This window comes from Chloroflexaceae bacterium (assembly GCA_025057155.1).
GTDB lineage: Bacteria > Chloroflexota > Chloroflexia > Chloroflexales > Chloroflexaceae > JACAEO01.
The window spans coordinates 50553-69658 of record JANWYD010000011.1 but is presented as its reverse complement, the minus strand read 5'-3'; the positions used below and the strand labels follow the sequence as shown (position 1 = coordinate 69658).

Sequence of the window (19106 nt, the reverse complement as noted above, 5' to 3'; positions counted from 1 at the left end):
CTTCCCGGGTAGGCGAAGCCCCCAGGAATGTTCCTCAGGTAACGTCCGCAGGCGCCTTACGGTTCACGGTGTTCCGCCCGCCGGAGTGAAGAGGCCGGTTCCCGCCCCCGCCGGGTGAGTGGCCTATGCATCACCCACAAGTCAAGAGCGGGGTTCAGCCCGCCACCTTCTTGCCCGTCTGGACCGGCAGGGGCGACCGGTCGGTCACCCCTGCCGGTTCTAGGCGGCGCACCCCGATACTCCGCCGGCGCCACTGGCTCCGCTATCGAAAATCCAAAATAGCGGCATTCCTACCGCGACCGGAACACCACGGCGGCGCGCTGCTCCGGCGCGCCGTTGAGATACACGGTGGTGGTCGCGCTGCTCACACTGCCTGTCTGCGGCGTCCAGAAGAGCACAACGCTCCACGTCGAGGCCCCCAGCCCGCAGCGCCCCGTGTAGCCGCTGGCGTCGGTCTGGTTCTGGTAACTGTGCTCGCCGTTATTGATGCCAAGAACGGCGCCAGGGATTGGCCCGCCAGGCCCAAGGACCTGAATGTCAATGCACGAGGCAAACTGACCACTGTTGCCGCTCCCATCGAAGCTTTTGCGTTGCACGACGCTGAAGGCGGGGCCAGTGGAACGCGCGGGAGGACGCGGGGCGGGAGTTGGACGGCGCAGAGGAAGGGTTGCCGCTGCCGGCGTGGCGGGCGCGGCGGCGCTGGCAGGCGGGTTCAGTTTGCTGGCCAGTCGCTCGAGACACGAGCGGGCTGCATCACTCGCCTGGAGCGCTATCGCCTGCTCGCAGAACCCGCGCGCTTCCTGCCATCTGGCTGAGGCGCGGTCGTCAGCGGCGCCATCGCCGCTCCGCTCGAATACAGCCGCCGCTGCAAGCAAGCCGTTTGCCGCAATCTGCTCCGCGCCTGGCAGACGCGGCTCGCCGGCGACGGCCGCAACGGCTCGCCCGGCCAGTGTACGGGCCATGTCGAGGGCGGCAACATCATTCGCATCTGGTTCACCAGCCAGAAGCGCCTGTCGCCGATCCTCAACAGCCAGCAGTGCGACAAGCGCGCGCTCCAGACCGAGCAACTCATCGCGCAGCGCCGCATCGTCGGGCCGGAGCGCCAGGGCCAGGCCAACCTGGTCGAGAGCGGCGCGAAGCGCCTGCGCGTCGCCAGGGGCAGCGGCGATTATCTCGCGAGTCAGACCGATGCGCGCGCGCACGAGCAGCGCTATGTGGGCCGGACTAACCGGAGCGCCGAGCATCTCCACGGCAGCAGCGTAATCGCCCCGCTCCAGAGCGGTCTGGACCTCAAGGAGCGCAGCCTCTTCCGGCGGCACGGTCGGATTGTTCGGCGCAGGAGTAGCAACAGGCGCCGCCGGAGCCACGCAGGCTGCCAGGGCAGCGGCCAGCAGCATCGAGACAATCAGCTTTACACGTACCATCGGAGATCCTTTCATAGCTGGCAGAAGGATAGGACGACCGGGTGCGCCCACTCCTCGTTTCAAAGCGGAGCGCGGGGGGACGACGTCCCTCCGCATCGTCCCTTCAGAGACGAAGTTGCGTTGGCATATCAGGGTGACCGGCGATGTCACGGTGTGGCGTCGGCGCCTGCTGAGGCCGCCACCTGCACACAGAAGCGCACCTGAGGACCAACGCGCACTATCTCACCCGCTTCAAGCGGCTCGGGCACTCCCGGCGTCAAGCGTCGCCCCGGTTCGCCGACCAGGGTGCCATTAGTGCTCTCCATGTCGGTGATCTCTACCCGATCGCCGATCAGCGACAGACGAGCGTGCAGTCCTGAAACCCAGCTACTGGGAATGCAGACGTCGCAGCCAGGATCCCGGCCCACAGTGATCTGCCGGCTGCGTACTGGCCACACCCGGCGCTCACGTCCATCCCAGACCACAACTTCAAGGGCCGGCAGACTCCCGGTGATGCGCCGCTCGGTCGTCACCGCCCCCGGCGCGCGATAACGTTTTGTACTGTCGCCGGAACGTTCAGGGGTCCCTGAGAGCGTCCGGCGTCGCCAGGCAACCACCATGGCCGCCGCGACGAGCGGTACAGCCCCCAATCCTACCCACCAGAGGCGGAAGGGTTGATCAGGAGCGGGAACATCAAACATAACTGTAGCCGGAGCGCTGCAGCCGGCAAGGGTGAGTTCATGCCTGCCGGGAGCCATACGCTCCAGGGCAATCCGCACCTGGAGCGGCGCAGCGGCGCCCACCCAGTCCGCGAGGCGCTGGTCAACGGCCATGCTCCGCACGGGGAGCGCTGCGCTATCGGCGGCGGCGTAGGGCACGTAAAGCGCGCCGATGTCGGCCGCCAGCGGCGCGAGAGGACCGCGCCCTTCCTCGTCGGCGCCCCCCAGGTCTACGACGGCGCGCGCCGCCGCCAGCCCGGTGGGCAGAGGCGGCACAGGGGCATCCGCGGCGCTGGCGGCAAAGAGCGCCAGGGCCTGCGGCCCTTCCGGCGCCTCCAGGAGCGTCTCGGCGGCCAGACGCAGCGCCTGGCCCAGGGCGGGCGGCTGGTCGCCGAGGGCGCCGGGGGCGCCAACGAGCGTGCCGAGGGCCCGTCGCACGGCCAGCCCATCGGGAGTCAGCGGTAACACCACCCGCGCGGTGGCATCAAAGGTCACCAGACTGGTCAGGGAGCCAGGCGGCAGGCGGTCGAGCAACGCGCGCGCGCGCGTAAGCGCGTCGTGCAGACGAGTACTGCGCGGCGTGCCAGACTCTTCCATCACCGGCGTCGTCTCAACCACCACGACGAGGGCTAGCGGAACGGCGGAACGGATCGGCGCGCTCACGGGGTAGACCGCGCCGTCAATCGTCGCGGTCAGGGCGGGCAGCGTTTCGCCGGGACAGGCAAGTTCAACAACGAGACTTGTAGGAGTAACTTCGGCGACGCGGAGGACGGGCGGAGCTTCCTGGGCGAAGGCTGCGGCAGGCGCAACGCTCAGCAGTAATAGCGCGACCAGGCCGAGGCGGGAACAAAGGCGCATAGGGTTCACCTCCAGAACGTGAGCGTGATCCACCCTATGTACCGTTCGTTATCGTCGCGCGATGCGCCGCAGGACGCAGGTTATGGAAGCATGGGAGCGCGGGCCTGCCCGCGCTGCGCGTTTCTCAAAGGGGGTATGGGGAAACCGAGTTTCTCCATACCCCTCTAACGGCCCATTAGCGGGGTCAATCGAGCATCACCAGGGTGACAGCCCCGGAATATTGAAACGCCCGGTGGTGGCAAGGAAGTACAGCGTGGGGCCATAGTTGATCGCCACCAGCACGAGCGCGCTAAGCACCCAGGGCGTCAGGCGGTCGAGGAAGGCCGGCACATCCTCAGGCCCCGAGAGCGCCCTGGCGAAGGTCACCGGCCCGGCTTCCACCCGCCTGCCAGCCGTGAGCGTCATCACCATGTTCACCAGGAAGCACAGCGCGCTGGCAAACATCAGCAGACCACCGATCATCGTCAGGGGGAGCAGGCGCTCCCACTCGGGCAACACGTAGGGGGCAGAGCCGATCATGGTGCGCCGGGGCATGCCCGCCAGGCCAAGCATGTGCATGAAGTGCGAGAAGAGGATCATGCCAATGATCCAGAGCCAGGCCTGAGCCAGAGCCAGACCCCGGCTCCACAGTTCCCGGCCGGCCAGGTAGGGCAACAGCCAGTAGGTTAGCCCCATAAAGGTCAGCGCTACCGCCGAGCCGACGGTCAGGTGGAAATGGCCGGAGATCCAGGCAGTGTTGTGCACCACCAGGTTGAGGTTGTAACTGGCGTTGATCACCCCGCTGGCGCCGCCAAAGGCAAAGAGCATCATCGCGAAGACCTGAGTGACGAAGGCTGGCTCATTCCAGGGCAGGGCGAAGATCCAGGCCAGCCAGCCCTTGCCGCCCCGGCTGCGCCCGGCGTGCTCCAGCGAGGCCACCACGTTAAAAAAGGTCAGCAGGCTGGGGAAAAAGACGCCGACGGTGAAAATAAAGTGCACCAGTTTCCAGATCTGAGAAATGCCGGGATCGGTGTACTGGTGGTGCATGCCAATCGGCACCGACAACACCAGGAAGAGCAGGAACGACACGCGGGCCATCGGCTCGCTGAACAGTTTGCCGCCCGCCAGTCTGGGGACAATCGTATACCAGGAGATGTACGCCGGCAGGAGCCAGAAGTACACAATCGGATGGCCAGTGAACCAGAACAACGTGCGCGCCAGCAGCGGATCGGTGCCCGGAACCAGACCGAAGGCCCATGGCAACAGCAATACCAGCATTTCGACCGCAACGCCGAACGTGGCAATGACCCACATGGTCATCGTCACGATTGCCATGAACGCCGCCAGAGGAACCTTCGCGCCCGGATTATCCCGGCGCCAGTCCCGCAGGGTCATCGCCTGGTTAGCCAGGAGAAAATACGTCCCCACCACTACCATAGTCAGGCCCAGGTAGAAGAAGCCATTGGCCTTCAACGGCGGGTAAAACGTGAACATTACCGTGGCCTTGTTGAGCAGAATCGGCACGGCCGCGATGAGCAGGCCAGCGGTCATAAAGTAAAAGGTAAACCAGGTCAGACCACGGTTGCTGAGGGGGCGGTCGAAGGACCGCGCCGTCACGAAGGTCAAAAACCCGATGATATAGAACGTGGTAAACACGAGCACATTCAGCACGCCATGGAGCGTCAGACCCTGGTAGTAGCCGCCGGGCAGGATTGCTTTGAGGGGTTTGTAGAGATCAATCCCGTTGTACTGCAACACCTGCAGCACGCCCATCAGTCCGCCCAGGCCCAGGGCCAGAAAAGCCACCAGAATGTTGAGACCCGCGACGCGGTTCTCGGTGGCAAATCGATCCGCAACATCTGCACGCGCCGCGGCACGTGGTCGAGCGATCACTGCCATGATGAAACCTCTTGCTCAGGGTGCATCGGAGCGCCGACAGGAGCGCAACTAATACACGATCACCTTGCCTGACATTACGTGATGGCCGCTGCCGCAGTACTCATGACAGACAATCAGGTACTCGCCGGGCCGGTCGAAGCGCACGGTCAGTTTAGAGATCTGGCCGGGAACGACCATCATATTGACCGACGTGCCGACGATCTTGAACCCGTGAATAACGTCGCGGCTGGTAAGGACAAAGGTCACCTCGGAACCGGCGGGCACCTCGATCTCGTTCGGCGTGAAGAGGAAGACCTGGGCGATCATCGTTGCCTGGTACTTGCCCGGCGCCAGTTCACGCAGACCTGGCTCGTCAAACGGCTCGGTGACGGTGATGGCCTGGGGGTCAATGCGCCCGGCGACATCGGGCACGCGCAACCCGACGGCGAAGGCGGTGAGGACTACCGCGGTAATCACCGCAACGGGAATGGCCACGCTCGGCAAGATCCAGGCCACCTCGAACAGATAGGCCATAAACTTCTCGGGGTTTTTCAGTATCATGGCCGGATGACTCCTCCGTTGCTCAACAGTTGCAGGTACACCTGCAACCACAGGCCGACGATCAGCACCAGATAGCCACAGATAATCAGCAATGCCCCCCGTGGGGGTTCGTGGCTCTCGTGCTCATCCTCTTCGGCGGCGGGTTCGGCGGCGGGCCGCGCCCGGGCCCAGCGTTCGCGATCAGGGGTGTTTTGCGTTGCCATGGAAGTCAGTACGCTCCTCTCTAGTTCACAATAGCCTGTTGCAGACGGCTACTCTCTCAGTCGTTTAGCGCCATGCGGGGAAACCGGGTTTTCCCACGCCCCTGCCTGCAGAGCGCGATGGTCATGCAACTTTCCAGGTTGCGGTGAGGAAATCGGGTTTTCCCACGCCCCTGCCTGCGGGAGGTCGGAGAGAGCTACATCCTTCTACAAACAAATAGTTGGGCAGCCTGGTTGTCCAGACAGGCTCCTAATCGGGGTAGCACAGAAAGAGGTGCGAAGCTTCGTACACCTGGCGCATCAGACCAGTGCTGCCCAGTTCCTGGCGCACCAGCTCAATGTCGCGCAGAAAGGTTTGCACATTGAGCCGCTCGCCGGCGTACCTGGCCCGGATCATGCCATTGCTATCCACGAGGATCACCCGCTGGTCGTGCTTGATCACCCCGTTGGCATCGGGCTGGCCATAGTAGAAGCCCAGTTCGCCCCCGATCAGCGCCTTCAACTCGGCAGGATCACCGGTGGCAAAACGCCAGGAGCGCCGGTCGGCGCCCAGTCGGGCCGCGTAGGTCTGGAGCGCCTCGCGCGTGTCGCGCCGGGGATCAAAACTGATCGTCAACAGAAGCACTTCGCTGCCCAGAAGTCCCGCGGCGCGCAGATGCTCGCGCAGAGCCGCCAGTTGCTCCCGCTGCGCGGCGCAGTCCGCGCCGCAGCGGGTGTAGGAGAAGTTGATGAACACCAATCGCCCCAGCAGGTCGTTTGAATTGATAGGCAGACCGTACTGATCTTCCAGGGCAAAGGGGGGTAGTGGCGCAATCCGCGGCAGCACTTTCACTGGCCGGGCCACGGCAAACCAGAGCACCAGCGCCAGTAGCGCCAGACCCAGTGCCACCAGGCCGTGCATAAAGTTCCATGCGCCATGCGGACGGGGGGCAAGGCGGGGGATCCGTTCGGGGGCCAGGACCAGCTTCAGGGGTCGCATACCATTGCTTGTGATCGCAGGAACAAGTTACAGGGTAGAGTATATTTTGAGAGCGAAAGTAATATGGTGAAAGCCCAGCAACCGGTGATGGTGATGCATTAACTTCCTATCAGGAAGCGAGTGAAACGGGTGCGGATGGGAACACCGGGGTTTGCCCGCGCACCTGCCGCGAGGCGCAAGCGTAGCGCAACCTTGGCATGTTGCAGTATTTGTTGACATCTGCGCCATCTCTGGGCTATAGTGCAGCTATCATAATTAATCCCCGCCTTCTACGAAACGGTTATGGTCCAATCGCTTGATCGCGCCTTTGATGTGCTCGAGGCGTTGGCGGAGGCCGATGACGATATCAGTCTCTCGCAACTGACCGAGCGCGTTGGTTTGCCCCTGGGCACGGTGCACCGCCTGCTGGGAAGTCTGGTGGCGCGCGGCTATGCCGCTCAGGATCGCGATACACGCCTCTACGGCCCCGGGCCGCGTTTGCTGCAGGTAGCGGCCCGTGCGGCCAGTAATCGCCGCTTTCATCTCAATCGCATCGCCCGCCCGGTGCTCCAGCGCCTCACCGAGGCAACCGAAGAGACCAGCAATCTGGTGATGCTGCACAATAACGAGGGGGTCTATAGCGAGCAGGTCCCCAGCCCGCGGATGGTGCGCATGTTCACCGAGGTCGGGCAGCGCGCTCCTCTGTACTGCACCGGCAGCGGTAAGGCGATCCTCGCGACCTTCTCCCCCGAACAGCTCGACGCCTACCTGGAACATACGGCATTGCAGGGCTTTACTCCCCGCACGATCACCAATCCCGAACGCCTGCGCGAGGAGCTCGAAGCCGCTCGCTCCCAGGGCTTCGCTCTTGATGACGAAGAACGCGAACTGGGAGTATGCTGCGTCGCTGCGCCGATCTTTGATCGCTTCGGTCGGTGTGTGGCGGCCATCAGCATCTCCGGTCCTGCGGCGCGTCTGTCGCTCGAACGGGCGCGGGCGCTCGGCCCGCTGGTGCGCCAGGCCGCCGATGAGTGCAGCGCCTGTCTGGGCTATTGTCCGCCCACGCCGGTTGAAGCGACTGAGGGGGCGTAACGCAACCCTCCCGGTTGCGCCAGCAGGCGCAAGCTGGTTCTCGTTTCTAGAACCCGACCCGCCTGTAGCGTTTCTCGAAACGATTGACCTGCAACAATGGCGGTGCGAGTGCAGCGAGCCACACGGCTCGCTGTCCTCAGGGGATTAATCATTCCGGTCAGTGCTCTATGGATCCTCAACGCCTCTGGACAGCTTCGTTGCGCGCTGCGCCCTGCGGCGACGCTATCACGGCCATTATGGCCGCGGCCCTGGCTGCCGTCGAGCCTGGCGCTGCCGTGCGTCGCTGCCTGCGTCGCGATGGCGACACCCTTGTTGCCGGCGAGCGCGCCTTTGATCTGCGCGCCGTTGACCGGGTTTTCGTCATCGGCGCGGGAAAGGCCGGCGCGCCGATGGCCCGCGCCGCCGCCGCTGTTCTCGGCCCCCACCTGACCGGGGGCCTGGTTGTGGTCAAGGACGGCCACCTTGATGGCGCGCCCCCGCCTCGCATCACCATCGTTGAGGCAGGGCACCCCGTGCCCGATGAACGCGGCGTCGCCGCCGCGCGCCGCATGGCCGACATGCTCCGCAACCTCACCCCGCGCGACCTGGTCATCGCCCTGATTTCTGGCGGCGGCTCGGCCCTGCTGACCCTGCCCGCCCCCGGGGTCGCCCTCGCCGATCTCCAGGCTCTCACCACCGATCTGCTCGCCTCCGGAGCGAGCATTGGCGAGATCAACACCCTGCGCAAGCACCTTGACCTGGTGAAGGGCGGCGGACTGGCCCGCATGGTTCACCCGGCGGCCCTGGTGACGCTCGTGCTCTCCGATGTGGTCGGCAACCCCCTCGACGTGATCGCCTCCGGTCCGACCGTGGCCGACAGCAGCACCTTCGCCGATGCCCTGGCCGTTCTGGAGCGCTACGGGCTGAGCGAGCGCGTGTCTCCCGCTATTGCCGCCCATCTACGCGCTGGCATTGCCGGCGCCGTTCCCGAGACTCCTAAGCCCGGCGACCCGGCGCTGACTGAGACCAGCACGATCCTGGTCGGCAGCAACCAGATCGCTGCCGATGCCGCCCTCGCGGCTGCGCAGGCCGCCGGGTTCCACACGCTCTTGCTCACTACGTTTCTGGAGGGTGAAGCGCGCGAAGCCGGGCGCTTTCTGGCCGCCGTGCTGCGCGAACTTGCCGCCAGCGACCGGCCGCTGCCGCGTCCGGCCTGCCTGGTGGCCGGCGGCGAAACCACGGTGACCCTGCGCGGCGACGGGCGCGGCGGGCGCAACCAGGAACTGGCTCTCGCCGCCGCCCTGGCCCTCAGCGGCACGCCCGACGTGGCCCTCGTCGCCCTGGCCACCGATGGCGGCGATGGCCCCACCGATGCCGCCGGCGCCGTTGCTACCGGCGATACTGCGGGCCGCGCCCGCGTCCTGGGGCTTAACCCCGCGGCCCACCTGGCGCGCAATGACGCCTATCCCTTCTTTGCGGCCCTTGATGACCTGCTCCGCCCCGGCCCTACGACAACCAATGTGAACGATCTGCTATTCTTGTTCGCCTGGTAATGACGGGACAGGGGCAAACCGGGCCTCCCCACCTTCTCAGGCGTAGGGTGTTCCGGTCCATCCTCGCGTCGCATGTGCCATCCGGGGCATTGGGACGCCCAACTCCCCCCTCTCCCGCTGCGCGGGAGAGGGGGGCGGGGGAGTGAGAATCGTAAGCGCATTGGAATGCCAAAAACCCCTTCTCGCTTGAAAAACCCTGCACCTGAGAGGTTTCCCCACCCCGGCCCTCCGACAGGGTTCTGGCGGCCCCGATGCCGGTTGAAGATGAGGGGGAAGCCAGGTTTTCCCCCGCCTTTCCGGGGTCACACGCGAACTAACGCCGGTTGGAGCTTATGGGGAACCCCGTTTTTCCAGGCCCCGGACTCCCCGATGGCGCAGGCGAACCTGACGCCGTCCGGGGCTTGTAGGGAACGCCGGGAGCTGCAAACCCTGGCGAGAGCCGGGCGCCGGCGGCGTCCCATATTTCGCCGGAGACGCCGTATTCCCGTAGTTCCGCCCAGTCGAGGAACACGCCGAGACGGCGACCGTCGGACGCGACGAAAGTCGGGCTGCGCAGGGCGATCTCGTCACCCGTCGTGGGAAGCAGCACCCGCACGACGCGCCAGCGCTGATCCACCGGCGCGGTTGTGCAGGTTTCGCCAGCGCAGATGCACAGCCGCGCCCCCTGGCCGTCGGGCCAGGGCGCCGTTACTCGCAGGGTCAACAAGCCTGGCGCCGATCCTTCGCCTCCCAGCCGCAGCCGCCCATCACCGCCGGTCCAGCGCCCGGTGGCCTGGTGGGCCAGTTCAGCCGGGTAAACCTGGCCCACGTAGCCGAAGTCCAGCCCGTTTCCGAGATCAATGAGCATGGCGGGGCGCGGGCGCAGGAAGCGATAGCTCCAATCGGTGAGCCGGGCCGGATCGAGGTAGCGCCCCTCAAAGGCCCTGCGGGCCTCATCGTCGCGGCCCAGCTCGCGCAGCAAGTCGCCGCGACGCGCGCTGGCGGCGGGGTAGGGGCCGGCCAGGGCGAAGGCCCGGTCGTAGGCTTCGGCGGCCCTGTTCAGGTCACCCTGGCGCCGCCGCAGGTCGCCGAGGACCAGCCAGCCGTCGGGGGTTTCGTGCGCCGCCAGGGCCGCCCGGTAGGCGCGCTCCGCGGCATCAAAGCGACCTGCCGCCGCCAAAGCGTCTCCGGCCCAGCGGTAGAGGCTGCGCGACGTTCCTTCCAGCGCCCACGACCATGGGTAGTAGAGCGACAGCGGCAGGAGGGCCAGCGCCAGCGGCGTCGCCACCGCCAGACCGGCCAGGGGACGCGGACGCGTCCGACGCGGCAGCGCATTGGCCGCGACACCCGCCAGCGGCAGCATGGCGATGAAGAGAAAGTGCCGGTAACGCCCCTCGGCGTGGGTCACCAGCGTCACAGCGATGAATAGCGCCATCCACAGAGCCAGCAATACGGTCAACCCATCGCGCCGCGACAGCCCGAGCGCCAGACCGTAGCCAGCCAGGAGCAGCACCAGCAGGTAGAGCAGATCATCGAGGAGCAACCCCGCCAGAAACACCGGGGGCGGCGGGTCAGCATAGTAACTGGGCAGTAGAAAGCGGTCCTGGATGATCTTCACCGCCCAGAGGCGGCTCCACTCTACCGGGAGCTTCCGCAGCAGGATGGCGGGATCCTCCCGCAGTCGCTCCAGGCCGCGCCGGGCGGCCTCGTCGGCTCGCGCCACCGGATCGGGGATGGCTTCGAGGGTGCGGTTAATCGTATTGAGGTCCTCCCGCGGCTCGTAGAAGGCCCACAAGTTATAGGCGAAGCCCGTCTCGATCAGGACGCAGGCCGTATAGGCCCGGCAGTTGCGGATCGTCCAGGGGGCGATCACCAGTGCAGCGCAGACCGCCGGCAGCAAGGCCGCCAGCACCCCACGCGGCCACAGCTTGCCCTCGCGCCGCGTGGCGATAATGGCAACCCAGAGCATCAGCGCGGGCAGAAACACCAGCGCCGCTGAACGGGTCAGGCATGCCAGCCCGAACAGCGCCCCGGCCAGGGCCAGCCGCCATGCACCCCCGGCGCGCCGCCAGACCGCCAAGGACAGGAGCGCGCCGCCGAAGAGGAGGCTGAAGAGCGTCTCGCTCATGTACAGGCTGGCGAAGGTGGCGCCGGTCTGGAGCAACGCCGCGGCGAGCGCCGCCAGCAGCGCCGCTCGTTCGCCACCGGCGGAGGCCAGTTCGCGGGCCAGCCGGTACACCAGATAGACCACCGCGACGCTGGCGGCGATGTTCGGGAGGGCGGCGCGCTGCAGATCGCCGCCCGCCAGCCAGAGGGAACCGGCGAGGAACAGCGGGTAGAGCGGCGCGCGCAACCAGCGCCACTCCTCGTAGAACGACCATCCCTGGCCAGCAAGCAGGTCGCGGGCCACACGCAGGTACTCAACCTCATCGTTGGCCGGTTCGTGCAGCGGCTGCGCCCAGAGGACCAGACGCCATGCCAGGGCCAGCATCAAGATCAACAGCAGCGGCGCCCTGTGCGCCAGGCGGCGGCTGAAGGTTCGCGGGTTCACGCGCCTATGATAGCGCAGAAATGCCAGAAGCTGTAGCGCAATCATCCGGATTGCGCGCTACAGCCTTGCCCCGGCAGGGGTGAGAAAGGAGGCCTCGTCCCTCAGTACGGCGCGTCGTAGAGCAACGGCAGCGGGAAGCCGTCACCAATCGCTTCCAACTCGTAGCGATTACGCCGGCTGGAACACGCCACCACGCGCCACCAGCCGCTTTCAGGCGCGGCGAAACGCTCCTGGACCCAGACGCCATCGCCGGATTGCCTTCCCTCGAAGCCACCGCTAAGACCCAGGGGATTGTAGATCTGACTCGGAGCGTAATACCGCAGACGAACGCCCGAAGGTCCTGGTTCTTCCTCGTCAAGGTCGAAATTGTTCAGGAGCAACTCGGTAGTGCCCGGCGCCACGTATACCCACGTCGTCATACACAGCGGTACATCGGCCGAAGGGCGAACTTCGACGCTTCCGAGCAGCGTGCCAACACGAATCGGCGCACCGAGCGGCGACAGGTCGAGGAGACGGGTGAGCGGCGAATTGTCGTGATCATATCCGACCCGTATGGCCCAGTAGTTCTCGTCGTCGCCTCCGGTTTGGGCGCGCAAGAGATAGCGACCACACGGCTGAGGGTCGGCGATGATTGCCCACCGTTCCCAGGCTTCGGGCGCGGCGCTCGGAGCGAAGGTGTCAGCGACAAGCAACCCGTTCCCCGCGGGGGTGACGGTCGTTCCCTCGGGATCAACGCGGCTGCCTGCGTCGTAGAGTTCGAACAGGGTGGTGTTCGGCCCATCGGCTGCTGCTGGATCAACGACATCCGCACTCCCGCCGGGACCAGTATGCACTGCCGGGCTCCATAGCTCAATGGTAAGCGCGCGGCTTGTGGGCCAACTGCATGGCAGGGCGATCTGCAGGAAGCTCGCTCCTAGCGCCCTGCTGGTTACGAGGAAGGGCGCAACTGCCAGCGGCGAGAGAACGTCATCCTCCTCAATCAGCACCGTCGCCAGCCCGGGCGTTCCCGGCGTTGCACCCTCGCCAGGACGGAGGAGCACCTGCACCGTCTCGTAGCGATCCTCTGAAGCATCATCATTGTCAAGGATCGGGAGGGCTATGGTCTGCACCAGGTCGCCCGGAGCAAACGTCAGCACGCCAGAGACCGGGGTGTAATCCTCACCGGGAGCGGCCGTACCGGGAAGGGTCTCGTAACCCACAGTAACGGTATAGGTCAGCGTCTGCACCAGACGCACTCCCAGGCGCGCCTCGCCGGCATCTTCGCGCACCACGCTCTCGGCCTGCACGAAACTTGCGGGCACGCGATCATTATCAAGATTGGTGAGACGGATCTCCGTGACCCCGGCCAGCGGCGCATAGCCCGAAGCGGCATCAAGCATCACCGACACCGCGTATGGGATCGGACCATCAAACAAATCATCATCAACCCCGCTCACCGTCACCGTGATCGGGCGGTTCCAGGTTAGAGCATCGAAGACTGGCGGCATGGCCGGGTCACTTACCCGCGCCTCGGTCGGATCGCTCGTCAGCGCCCGCACTGCCACCGGAGCGAGGGGCTGGCTGGTGAGGCGGACCGTGAACGTCACACTGTCGCCATCTTCACTGGTGGTCCACCCCGATGGCGTTGAGACCTCCAGGCCAGCCGTGTCATTGTCGCTGATCTCTACGCTAACCACCGGCTGCAACTCCGGCACATTGCGATTGTAGAAGGGATCGGCGCTGGCGGCGCTGTGGCGGATCAGGCTGCGATGGACGCTCTGATTGCCGTCGCCGTCCTCGTCCACTGCGTCGTCTACCGCCCGAACCTGCACCGCCTGCGGAGTGTTCCAGTTTGCGGCGGTAAAGTTCAGGTTTACTGTACCGGTTGTCACATCATTGACCGTCACCTCCCGGTCGAAGGTGATGGTCACCGTCACCGGCGCAGTAGGCTGGCTGCGCAGCCGGACAGTATAGGTGGCGACCGGAACGAGGCCAGGCGCCTCGGTCAGGCGCAGGAGTTGCGGGTTGACCAGCACGCCGGCCTCATCATCATCCAGCACACGCACCGCGAGCGTACCTGGCGGCAGAGTACTGTAGACGGGATCCGCGGTCTGGATCGTGTGCGTAATGGTCGCCGCGGCATCCGGCGCGTCCACATAATTGTCAGGGGCGGTTATGGTTACCGTTTGCTCACGGATGTCGCGATCAAAGACCAGGCTCGTAGAGGACACGGTGACCGGCCCGCTTACCGTCAACGTAATCGTGACCGGGCGCACCGGTTCCGTAGCCAGGCGAACCGGGTATGTCAGGCTCTGCCCCTCGGTTACCGTTAGCGGGCCAGTGGGAAGGAGCAGCGCCGCAGTGTCATTATCGGTGATCTCCACGGTAACGACCGGCTGCAACTCCGCCACATCGCGATCGTAGAAGCGGTCGGCGCTAGACGCGCGATGGCGGATCGAGCTGCGATGGATGCTCTGGTTGCCGTCGCCGTCCTCGTCCACCGCATCATCTACAGCACGGACCTGCACCGTCTGCGCTACATTCCAGGTCGCCGGGGTGAAATTCAGGTTTACCGTGCCGGTCGTGACGCCGTTGACGATCACCTCCTGGTCGAAGGTGATGATCACCGTCACCGGCGCAGTGGGCTGGCTCCGCAGCCGGGCAGTGTAGACGGCGGCCTGGGTGGAGCCGGGCGCCTCGGTCAGGCGCAAGAGTTGCGGGCTGACCAGCACCCCGGCGTCATCATTGTCGGCAATCTCCACCCTGACCACAGGTTGCAACTCCGGTGCATCGCGATTGTAGAAGGGATCGGAACTGGACGCGCCGTGGCGGATCAGACTGGCATGGACACTGCGGTTGCCATCTCCATCCTCATCAACCGCGTCGTCCACCGCCCGGACCTGCACCTCCTGCGGGATGTTCCAGTTCGCAGGCGTAAACGTCAGCTCCGTCGCATCGGTCGCAACGCCATTAATTGTCAGCTCCTGGTCAAAGGTGATAGTCACCATCACCGGTGCAGTGGGCTGGCTGCGCAGCCGGACGGTGTAGGCGGCAGCCTGGGTAGAGCCAGGCGCCTCGGTCAGGCGCAAGAGTTGCGGGCTGACCAGCACCCCGGCGTCATCATTGTCGCGAATGGCAACCGTTACGGTTGGGACGGTCAGGCGGGCATAGAACTGATCACCGCTAATAACCCGGTGTGTAACCCGCCCCGGATGGGTCTCCCGCGCATTATCACCTTCCTCCACGTTATCATCAACCGCCGTCAGGCGCACCGTCTGCGGGACGCGCCAGTTGGCGGGCGTAAAGACGAGCCTGTCAGGAACGACCTGCACCTGAGAGTCGGGGATCAGTTCAATCGTCACCGGGGCGGCAGGCTCGCTTTCCAGGACCACAGTATACGCAGAGGAAGCGCCTTCGTCGAGGGTAAAGGCGGTCTCGCTGAGAGTTACGCCAGCGGCGTCATCGTCAACAAGCGTAAACAGATACACGGAGGGACTACCCAGGCCGGCGTTGCTCGGCGTGCCGAGGGTAACGACGATGTACTCATCGTCTTCATCAATCTGGTCATCAACAATGGTGAACCGCAGGCGGGCGCCAGTCGCGCCGGCAGGGATGATCAGCGCGCCAGCGCGCAGAGAATGATCAGCGGGGCCAGCGGTGCCGCTTACGGCGTAAGGAACGACCACATCAATGGCGGCGGGGCGGTCAAGTTCAACTGTAACGGCCGCCGAACCGGCATTTTCAGGAACAACGCGCCGCTCACCGGCGAATCGCGCTGTGGGAGGCGCATCACTATCGGTAATGGTCAGTATCGCCACACCTGATCCGACAATTACGGCGTTGACCGGGTTAGAGAGACGGATCTCAACCGTTTCATTCGGCTCGTTCAGTTCATCGCTCAGTATCTCGATGGTAAACGAGCGCGCGATGGCGCCAGGAGCAAAGGTTAGCGTACCGCTTGCCGGGCGATAGTCAACCCCCGGCGTGGCAGTGCCGCCGCCGGTAGCATATGCAACGGTGACGGTCGTAGAGGGGAGGCGGCTGAGACGCACTTCTATAGCAGCCCGACCCTGAGCCTCGCTAACGACCAGCGTGGCAGCGGCAAAACTCACCTCCAGCGGCGGTTCAGGCGTGCTGGTAGGCGACGGGGTACTGGTTGGCTGTGGCGGCACGGCCGTCGGCGTCGCTGGCGGCGTTGTGGGCGATGGCGAAGGCACTGGCGTCTGCACCGGCGCCGTGGCGGTAGGCGTAGGCGTGGCGGTGGGCGGCGGCGACGGCGCGGTAGCGGTGGGCGGCGGTGGCGTGGCCGGCGGCTCATTCGGATTAGTAATCGGCGTCGCCGAGGGTTGCTCCTGCGGCGTGGCCGTAGGAATCACCTGACGCACCGGCTCAGCAGCGGACGTCGGCGCGCGGCGCGACGCCACTACCGACGTAGGGCTTGGGACGGTCGTTGGCGACGCGGTCGGGGTTGGCGAGGGCGAGGCCGTAGGCGTCGGGGTTTCTGAAGGCAGGGCAGGGACCGTCGGCGGGCCAATGAATACAATTGGCACGCTGGTCGGCGCAGGAAGATTGCCCGGAGCGTCAGGCGCCAACCGATCAAGCTCGGCGGCTGCAATCACCTCAGGATTGACCGGCGGGATGAGCGGACCGAATGGCCAGAAGCTGTAATCGGCTTGATTGCGGGCGGAGAGATCGGCAGCGTAGCGCGTTACCCTGGGCGAGGTGAGATCCAGAGCGACACGAGCGATGATCGTAACTCCTGCGAGTACGGCGAAGAGGGCCAGCACAATGAGCCAGATCAGCGGCCGTGAGAAGATGCGCCGCTCAGGCAGCCGCAGCCAGCGAGCGAGACGAGTTTTCAGGGCTTGTGGTATCATCGGCGTAGCGGAGTGTAAAGTAGAATGTACTACCTTGCCCTGGAACGCTGGTCACCCCGATTATGCCCCCCTGGCGCTCAACCAACTGTTTACAGATCGCCAGGCCAAGACCAATGCCACGCTCGCTGGAGTTAATTCCCTCGCTCGTGCCATCACCACGGATAAACCGCTCAAAGATCTGGTCCTGCATATCCGGGGGAATACCCCGTCCGGTATCTTCCACCTCAACGCGCACATGATCGCCATGATCGCGCGCACGGATGGTAATGCCGCCCTCGACCGTATAGCGGCGGGCATTATCGAGCAACTGATAGACAATCTGGCGCACCTGATCGTAGTCGCCCAGCACGGGCCGCAGATCAGCGGCGATGTCAATCGTCAGAGTGAGGCCCTTGGCCTTGATCTGGTTCTGCAAGGGGAAGGCGGCTTCCCCGATGGGGCGGGCCAGATCCATCGGTTCAAGTTCTGTATTCAGAGTGCCGGCGTCGAGATTGGCGATCACGATAACATTGTTCACCAGGCCGGTCATGTTATTGGCGTGCTGGCGGATGGACTCCACAAACACGCGCTGTTCCTCCTCCATCGGGCCAGCCAGGCCACGCAGGAGCAGATCGGCGTTGCCGCGGATCACGGTCAGCGGCGTGCGCAGTTCGTGTGAAATCGTGCCGATGAAGTTGGTCTTGGCGCGATCAACAGTCACTTCAGCGGTCATATCCTGCAAGAGACAGACGTAGCCGGATCGCATGCCATCGCTGCCGATGACGGGCGCCACGGAGGCGCGCACGATGTAGTCGCCGAGGGTATAGAGATCATTGGCGCGCTGGGCGCCAAACCCGGGCACGCCCTCCACCAGGCGCTTGAGCGGAATATCGCTCAATTTCGCAGGCAAGGGAGCGTCGTCGGGCAAGTTCATCAAGCGACGGGTGGCGCGGTTGATCAACTTGATGTTCCCCAGATCATCAACCACGACAATCCCATCGGTAATGCTCTCGACAATCGCCGCGCGCTGGCTCGCTTCGGCCTGCACCTGACCGTAGAGACGCACCAGGTATTCGGTCATCTGATTGAAACTGGCGGCAAGCTGGCCGATTTCGTTCTCGGAAACAATGTACGCGCGCCGATTGGTGTCACCGTGACTGATCGCCCTGGCGGTCGCCGCCAGTTCCTCGAGCGGGCGCGTGATCAGCCGGGCGATGCTCACCCCGGCGACGATGATCACCAGGGACAGCACCACAATCAGGGTCACGATTGGACCGAGGGTGCTGTTCCAGGTATCCATCACATAGTCGCGCGAGAGGGCCGGCGCCAGGATGCCCACGTTGCTGCCGCGCACAATCAAGGGAACATAAGCAAACTGGTACTCGCGCCCGCCTATCGTCTCGCGACTGAAGAGCGCCCCGGCAGCCGGCGCGTCGCTCCCGGCAAACTGGCTCAATAACTCCAGGCGCATTGGCGGCGCGTTCCCGGCGCCGCTGGCATTGAAGGTGCTGCTCACTACGCGGCCGGCGCTGTCGTAGAGCGTAATGCCCGCCGCCTGGGAACGGACGGCAAGCGCCGCAAGAAGATTGTCAACGCGGGTTGCGGCAATCAGCCCGCCCACCACCTCATCGCCCGCCCGCACTGGAGCGATAGTGGCAAAATAGAGTTGATTGGTGTCGGCAAACTGAATTAAACCAGCATATTTATCACCATACTTATCAAATTCACCGCTAAGAACACGACTGGTAAACCACGCTCCAGTCAGATCTAATGGGGGATGGGCAATATAGTCATCAGAAACAGCGCCATTCGAACGCTCAAAGTCAACCAGGGTCTTCCCATTGCGATCGAAGGCGATCAGGCGGTCGAGATAGACCTCGTTGCGACTGGCGCCCACGCGGAAAAACGGGTCAAGCGCCAGGGCCAGCCCCGACGCATCGTTGCGGGCCAGTGCATCGGCGACCGCCGGGGCGCCGTTGGTCTCATTGGGAAGAGCAAACGCCACCTCCCGCAAAAATTGCAGGTTCGCCTGCTCCTGACTGACCAGCGCGTCGTTGGCCGACCGCGTAACCGCGGCAAGCTGGTTGTCGAAACGCTCCTGGAGCGACTGCCCTACCAGATAGAACACCACCATCCCTCCCGCTACCGCGACGATCAACGTCAACAGCAGGAAGGGAAAAATAATCTGGTAGCGTAGCTGCGAGTTAAACTCTTTCCACAATCGCCGCATCGCAGTCCATCCTCGGCGTGACGCCCCCAGGATTAGTATAAATTTCCGGCTTACCGCGATCAATAGGACTCAGGTTATAACTCTCTAACACTTTTGTAAAGTCAGCCGAAACAGCGGTTCGGCGCGCAGCGCACGCGACAGGCAGTTCATCGGCATTACAACGCAGCATGGTACGGCACGCTATCGTTTCGGAGAGGCGGCATTAGCTTTTTCCCGGTTGGCTTTCCGGCCGGATAGCGCTCACAACGCCTCAGTGGGGCGCGCACCGACCCAGGCGCCCCGATATGGTATACTATGGAACGTTCAGGGCGCCTCACACGTACAGGCATGA

11 protein-coding genes are annotated in these 19106 nt (G+C 64.6%); 2 read left to right on the top strand and 9 right to left on the bottom strand.

Annotation, left to right across the window (positions count from 1 at the left end; translation table 11 throughout):
- Window positions 1–290 precede the first annotated feature (290 nt).
- The 6 genes from NZU74_11790 to NZU74_11765 form a co-directional block, all read right to left on the bottom strand.
- Entirely contained in the window at window positions 291–1424 is a 1134-nt protein-coding gene (locus NZU74_11790; GenBank protein MCS6882004.1) for a hypothetical protein, read from the bottom strand.
- 146 nt (window positions 1425–1570) lie between these two features.
- Window positions 1571–2980, bottom strand: a complete 1410-nt coding sequence (locus NZU74_11785; protein ID MCS6882003.1) for an FHA domain-containing protein — start codon at window positions 2978–2980, stop codon at window positions 1571–1573.
- A gap of 195 nt (window positions 2981–3175) precedes the next feature.
- The gene (locus tag NZU74_11780; protein MCS6882002.1) at window positions 3176–4858 is read right to left on the bottom strand and encodes a cbb3-type cytochrome c oxidase subunit I; all 1683 of its coding nucleotides are present in this window, start codon (window positions 4856–4858) and stop codon (window positions 3176–3178) included.
- A 48-nt stretch (window positions 4859–4906) separates the two neighbouring features.
- Window positions 4907–5398, bottom strand: a complete 492-nt coding sequence (locus NZU74_11775) for a cytochrome c oxidase subunit II (GenBank protein MCS6882001.1) — start codon at window positions 5396–5398, stop codon at window positions 4907–4909.
- Window positions 5395–5601, bottom strand: coding sequence for a hypothetical protein (locus NZU74_11770; GenBank protein MCS6882000.1), 207 nt, complete (start codon window positions 5599–5601; stop codon window positions 5395–5397). Before NZU74_11770 ends, NZU74_11775 begins: the two co-directional genes overlap by 4 nt.
- A gap of 247 nt (window positions 5602–5848) precedes the next feature.
- Window positions 5849–6577 (bottom strand): SCO family protein, encoded by a 729-nt coding sequence (locus NZU74_11765; protein ID MCS6881999.1) that lies wholly within the window; start codon window positions 6575–6577, stop codon window positions 5849–5851.
- A 282-nt stretch (window positions 6578–6859) separates the two neighbouring features.
- On the opposite strand from NZU74_11765, the gene NZU74_11760 reads away from it, so the two are divergent.
- Together NZU74_11760 and NZU74_11755 are read left to right on the top strand one after the other, a co-directional pair.
- Window positions 6860–7648, top strand: a complete 789-nt coding sequence (locus NZU74_11760) for an IclR family transcriptional regulator (GenBank protein MCS6881998.1) — start codon at window positions 6860–6862, stop codon at window positions 7646–7648.
- Window positions 7649–7815: 167 nt separating this feature from the next.
- Entirely contained in the window at window positions 7816–9180 is a 1365-nt protein-coding gene (locus tag NZU74_11755) for a glycerate kinase (GenBank protein ID MCS6881997.1), read from the top strand.
- Window positions 9181–9493: 313 nt separating this feature from the next.
- Here the strand turns inward: NZU74_11755 and NZU74_11750 are convergent, their stop codons facing one another.
- The 3 genes from NZU74_11750 to NZU74_11740 form a co-directional block, all read right to left on the bottom strand.
- On the bottom strand, window positions 9494–11710 hold the full coding sequence (locus NZU74_11750; protein MCS6881996.1) for a glycosyltransferase family 39 protein: 2217 nt from the start codon (window positions 11708–11710) through the stop codon (window positions 9494–9496).
- 101 nt (window positions 11711–11811) lie between these two features.
- Window positions 11812–16566 (bottom strand): hypothetical protein, encoded by a 4755-nt coding sequence (locus tag NZU74_11745; protein MCS6881995.1) that lies wholly within the window; start codon window positions 16564–16566, stop codon window positions 11812–11814.
- Entirely contained in the window at window positions 16514–18775 is a 2262-nt protein-coding gene (locus NZU74_11740; protein ID MCS6881994.1) for an ATP-binding protein, read from the bottom strand. The genes NZU74_11745 and NZU74_11740 overlap by 53 nt, the downstream gene beginning before the upstream one ends.
- Window positions 18776–19106 lie beyond the last annotated feature (331 nt).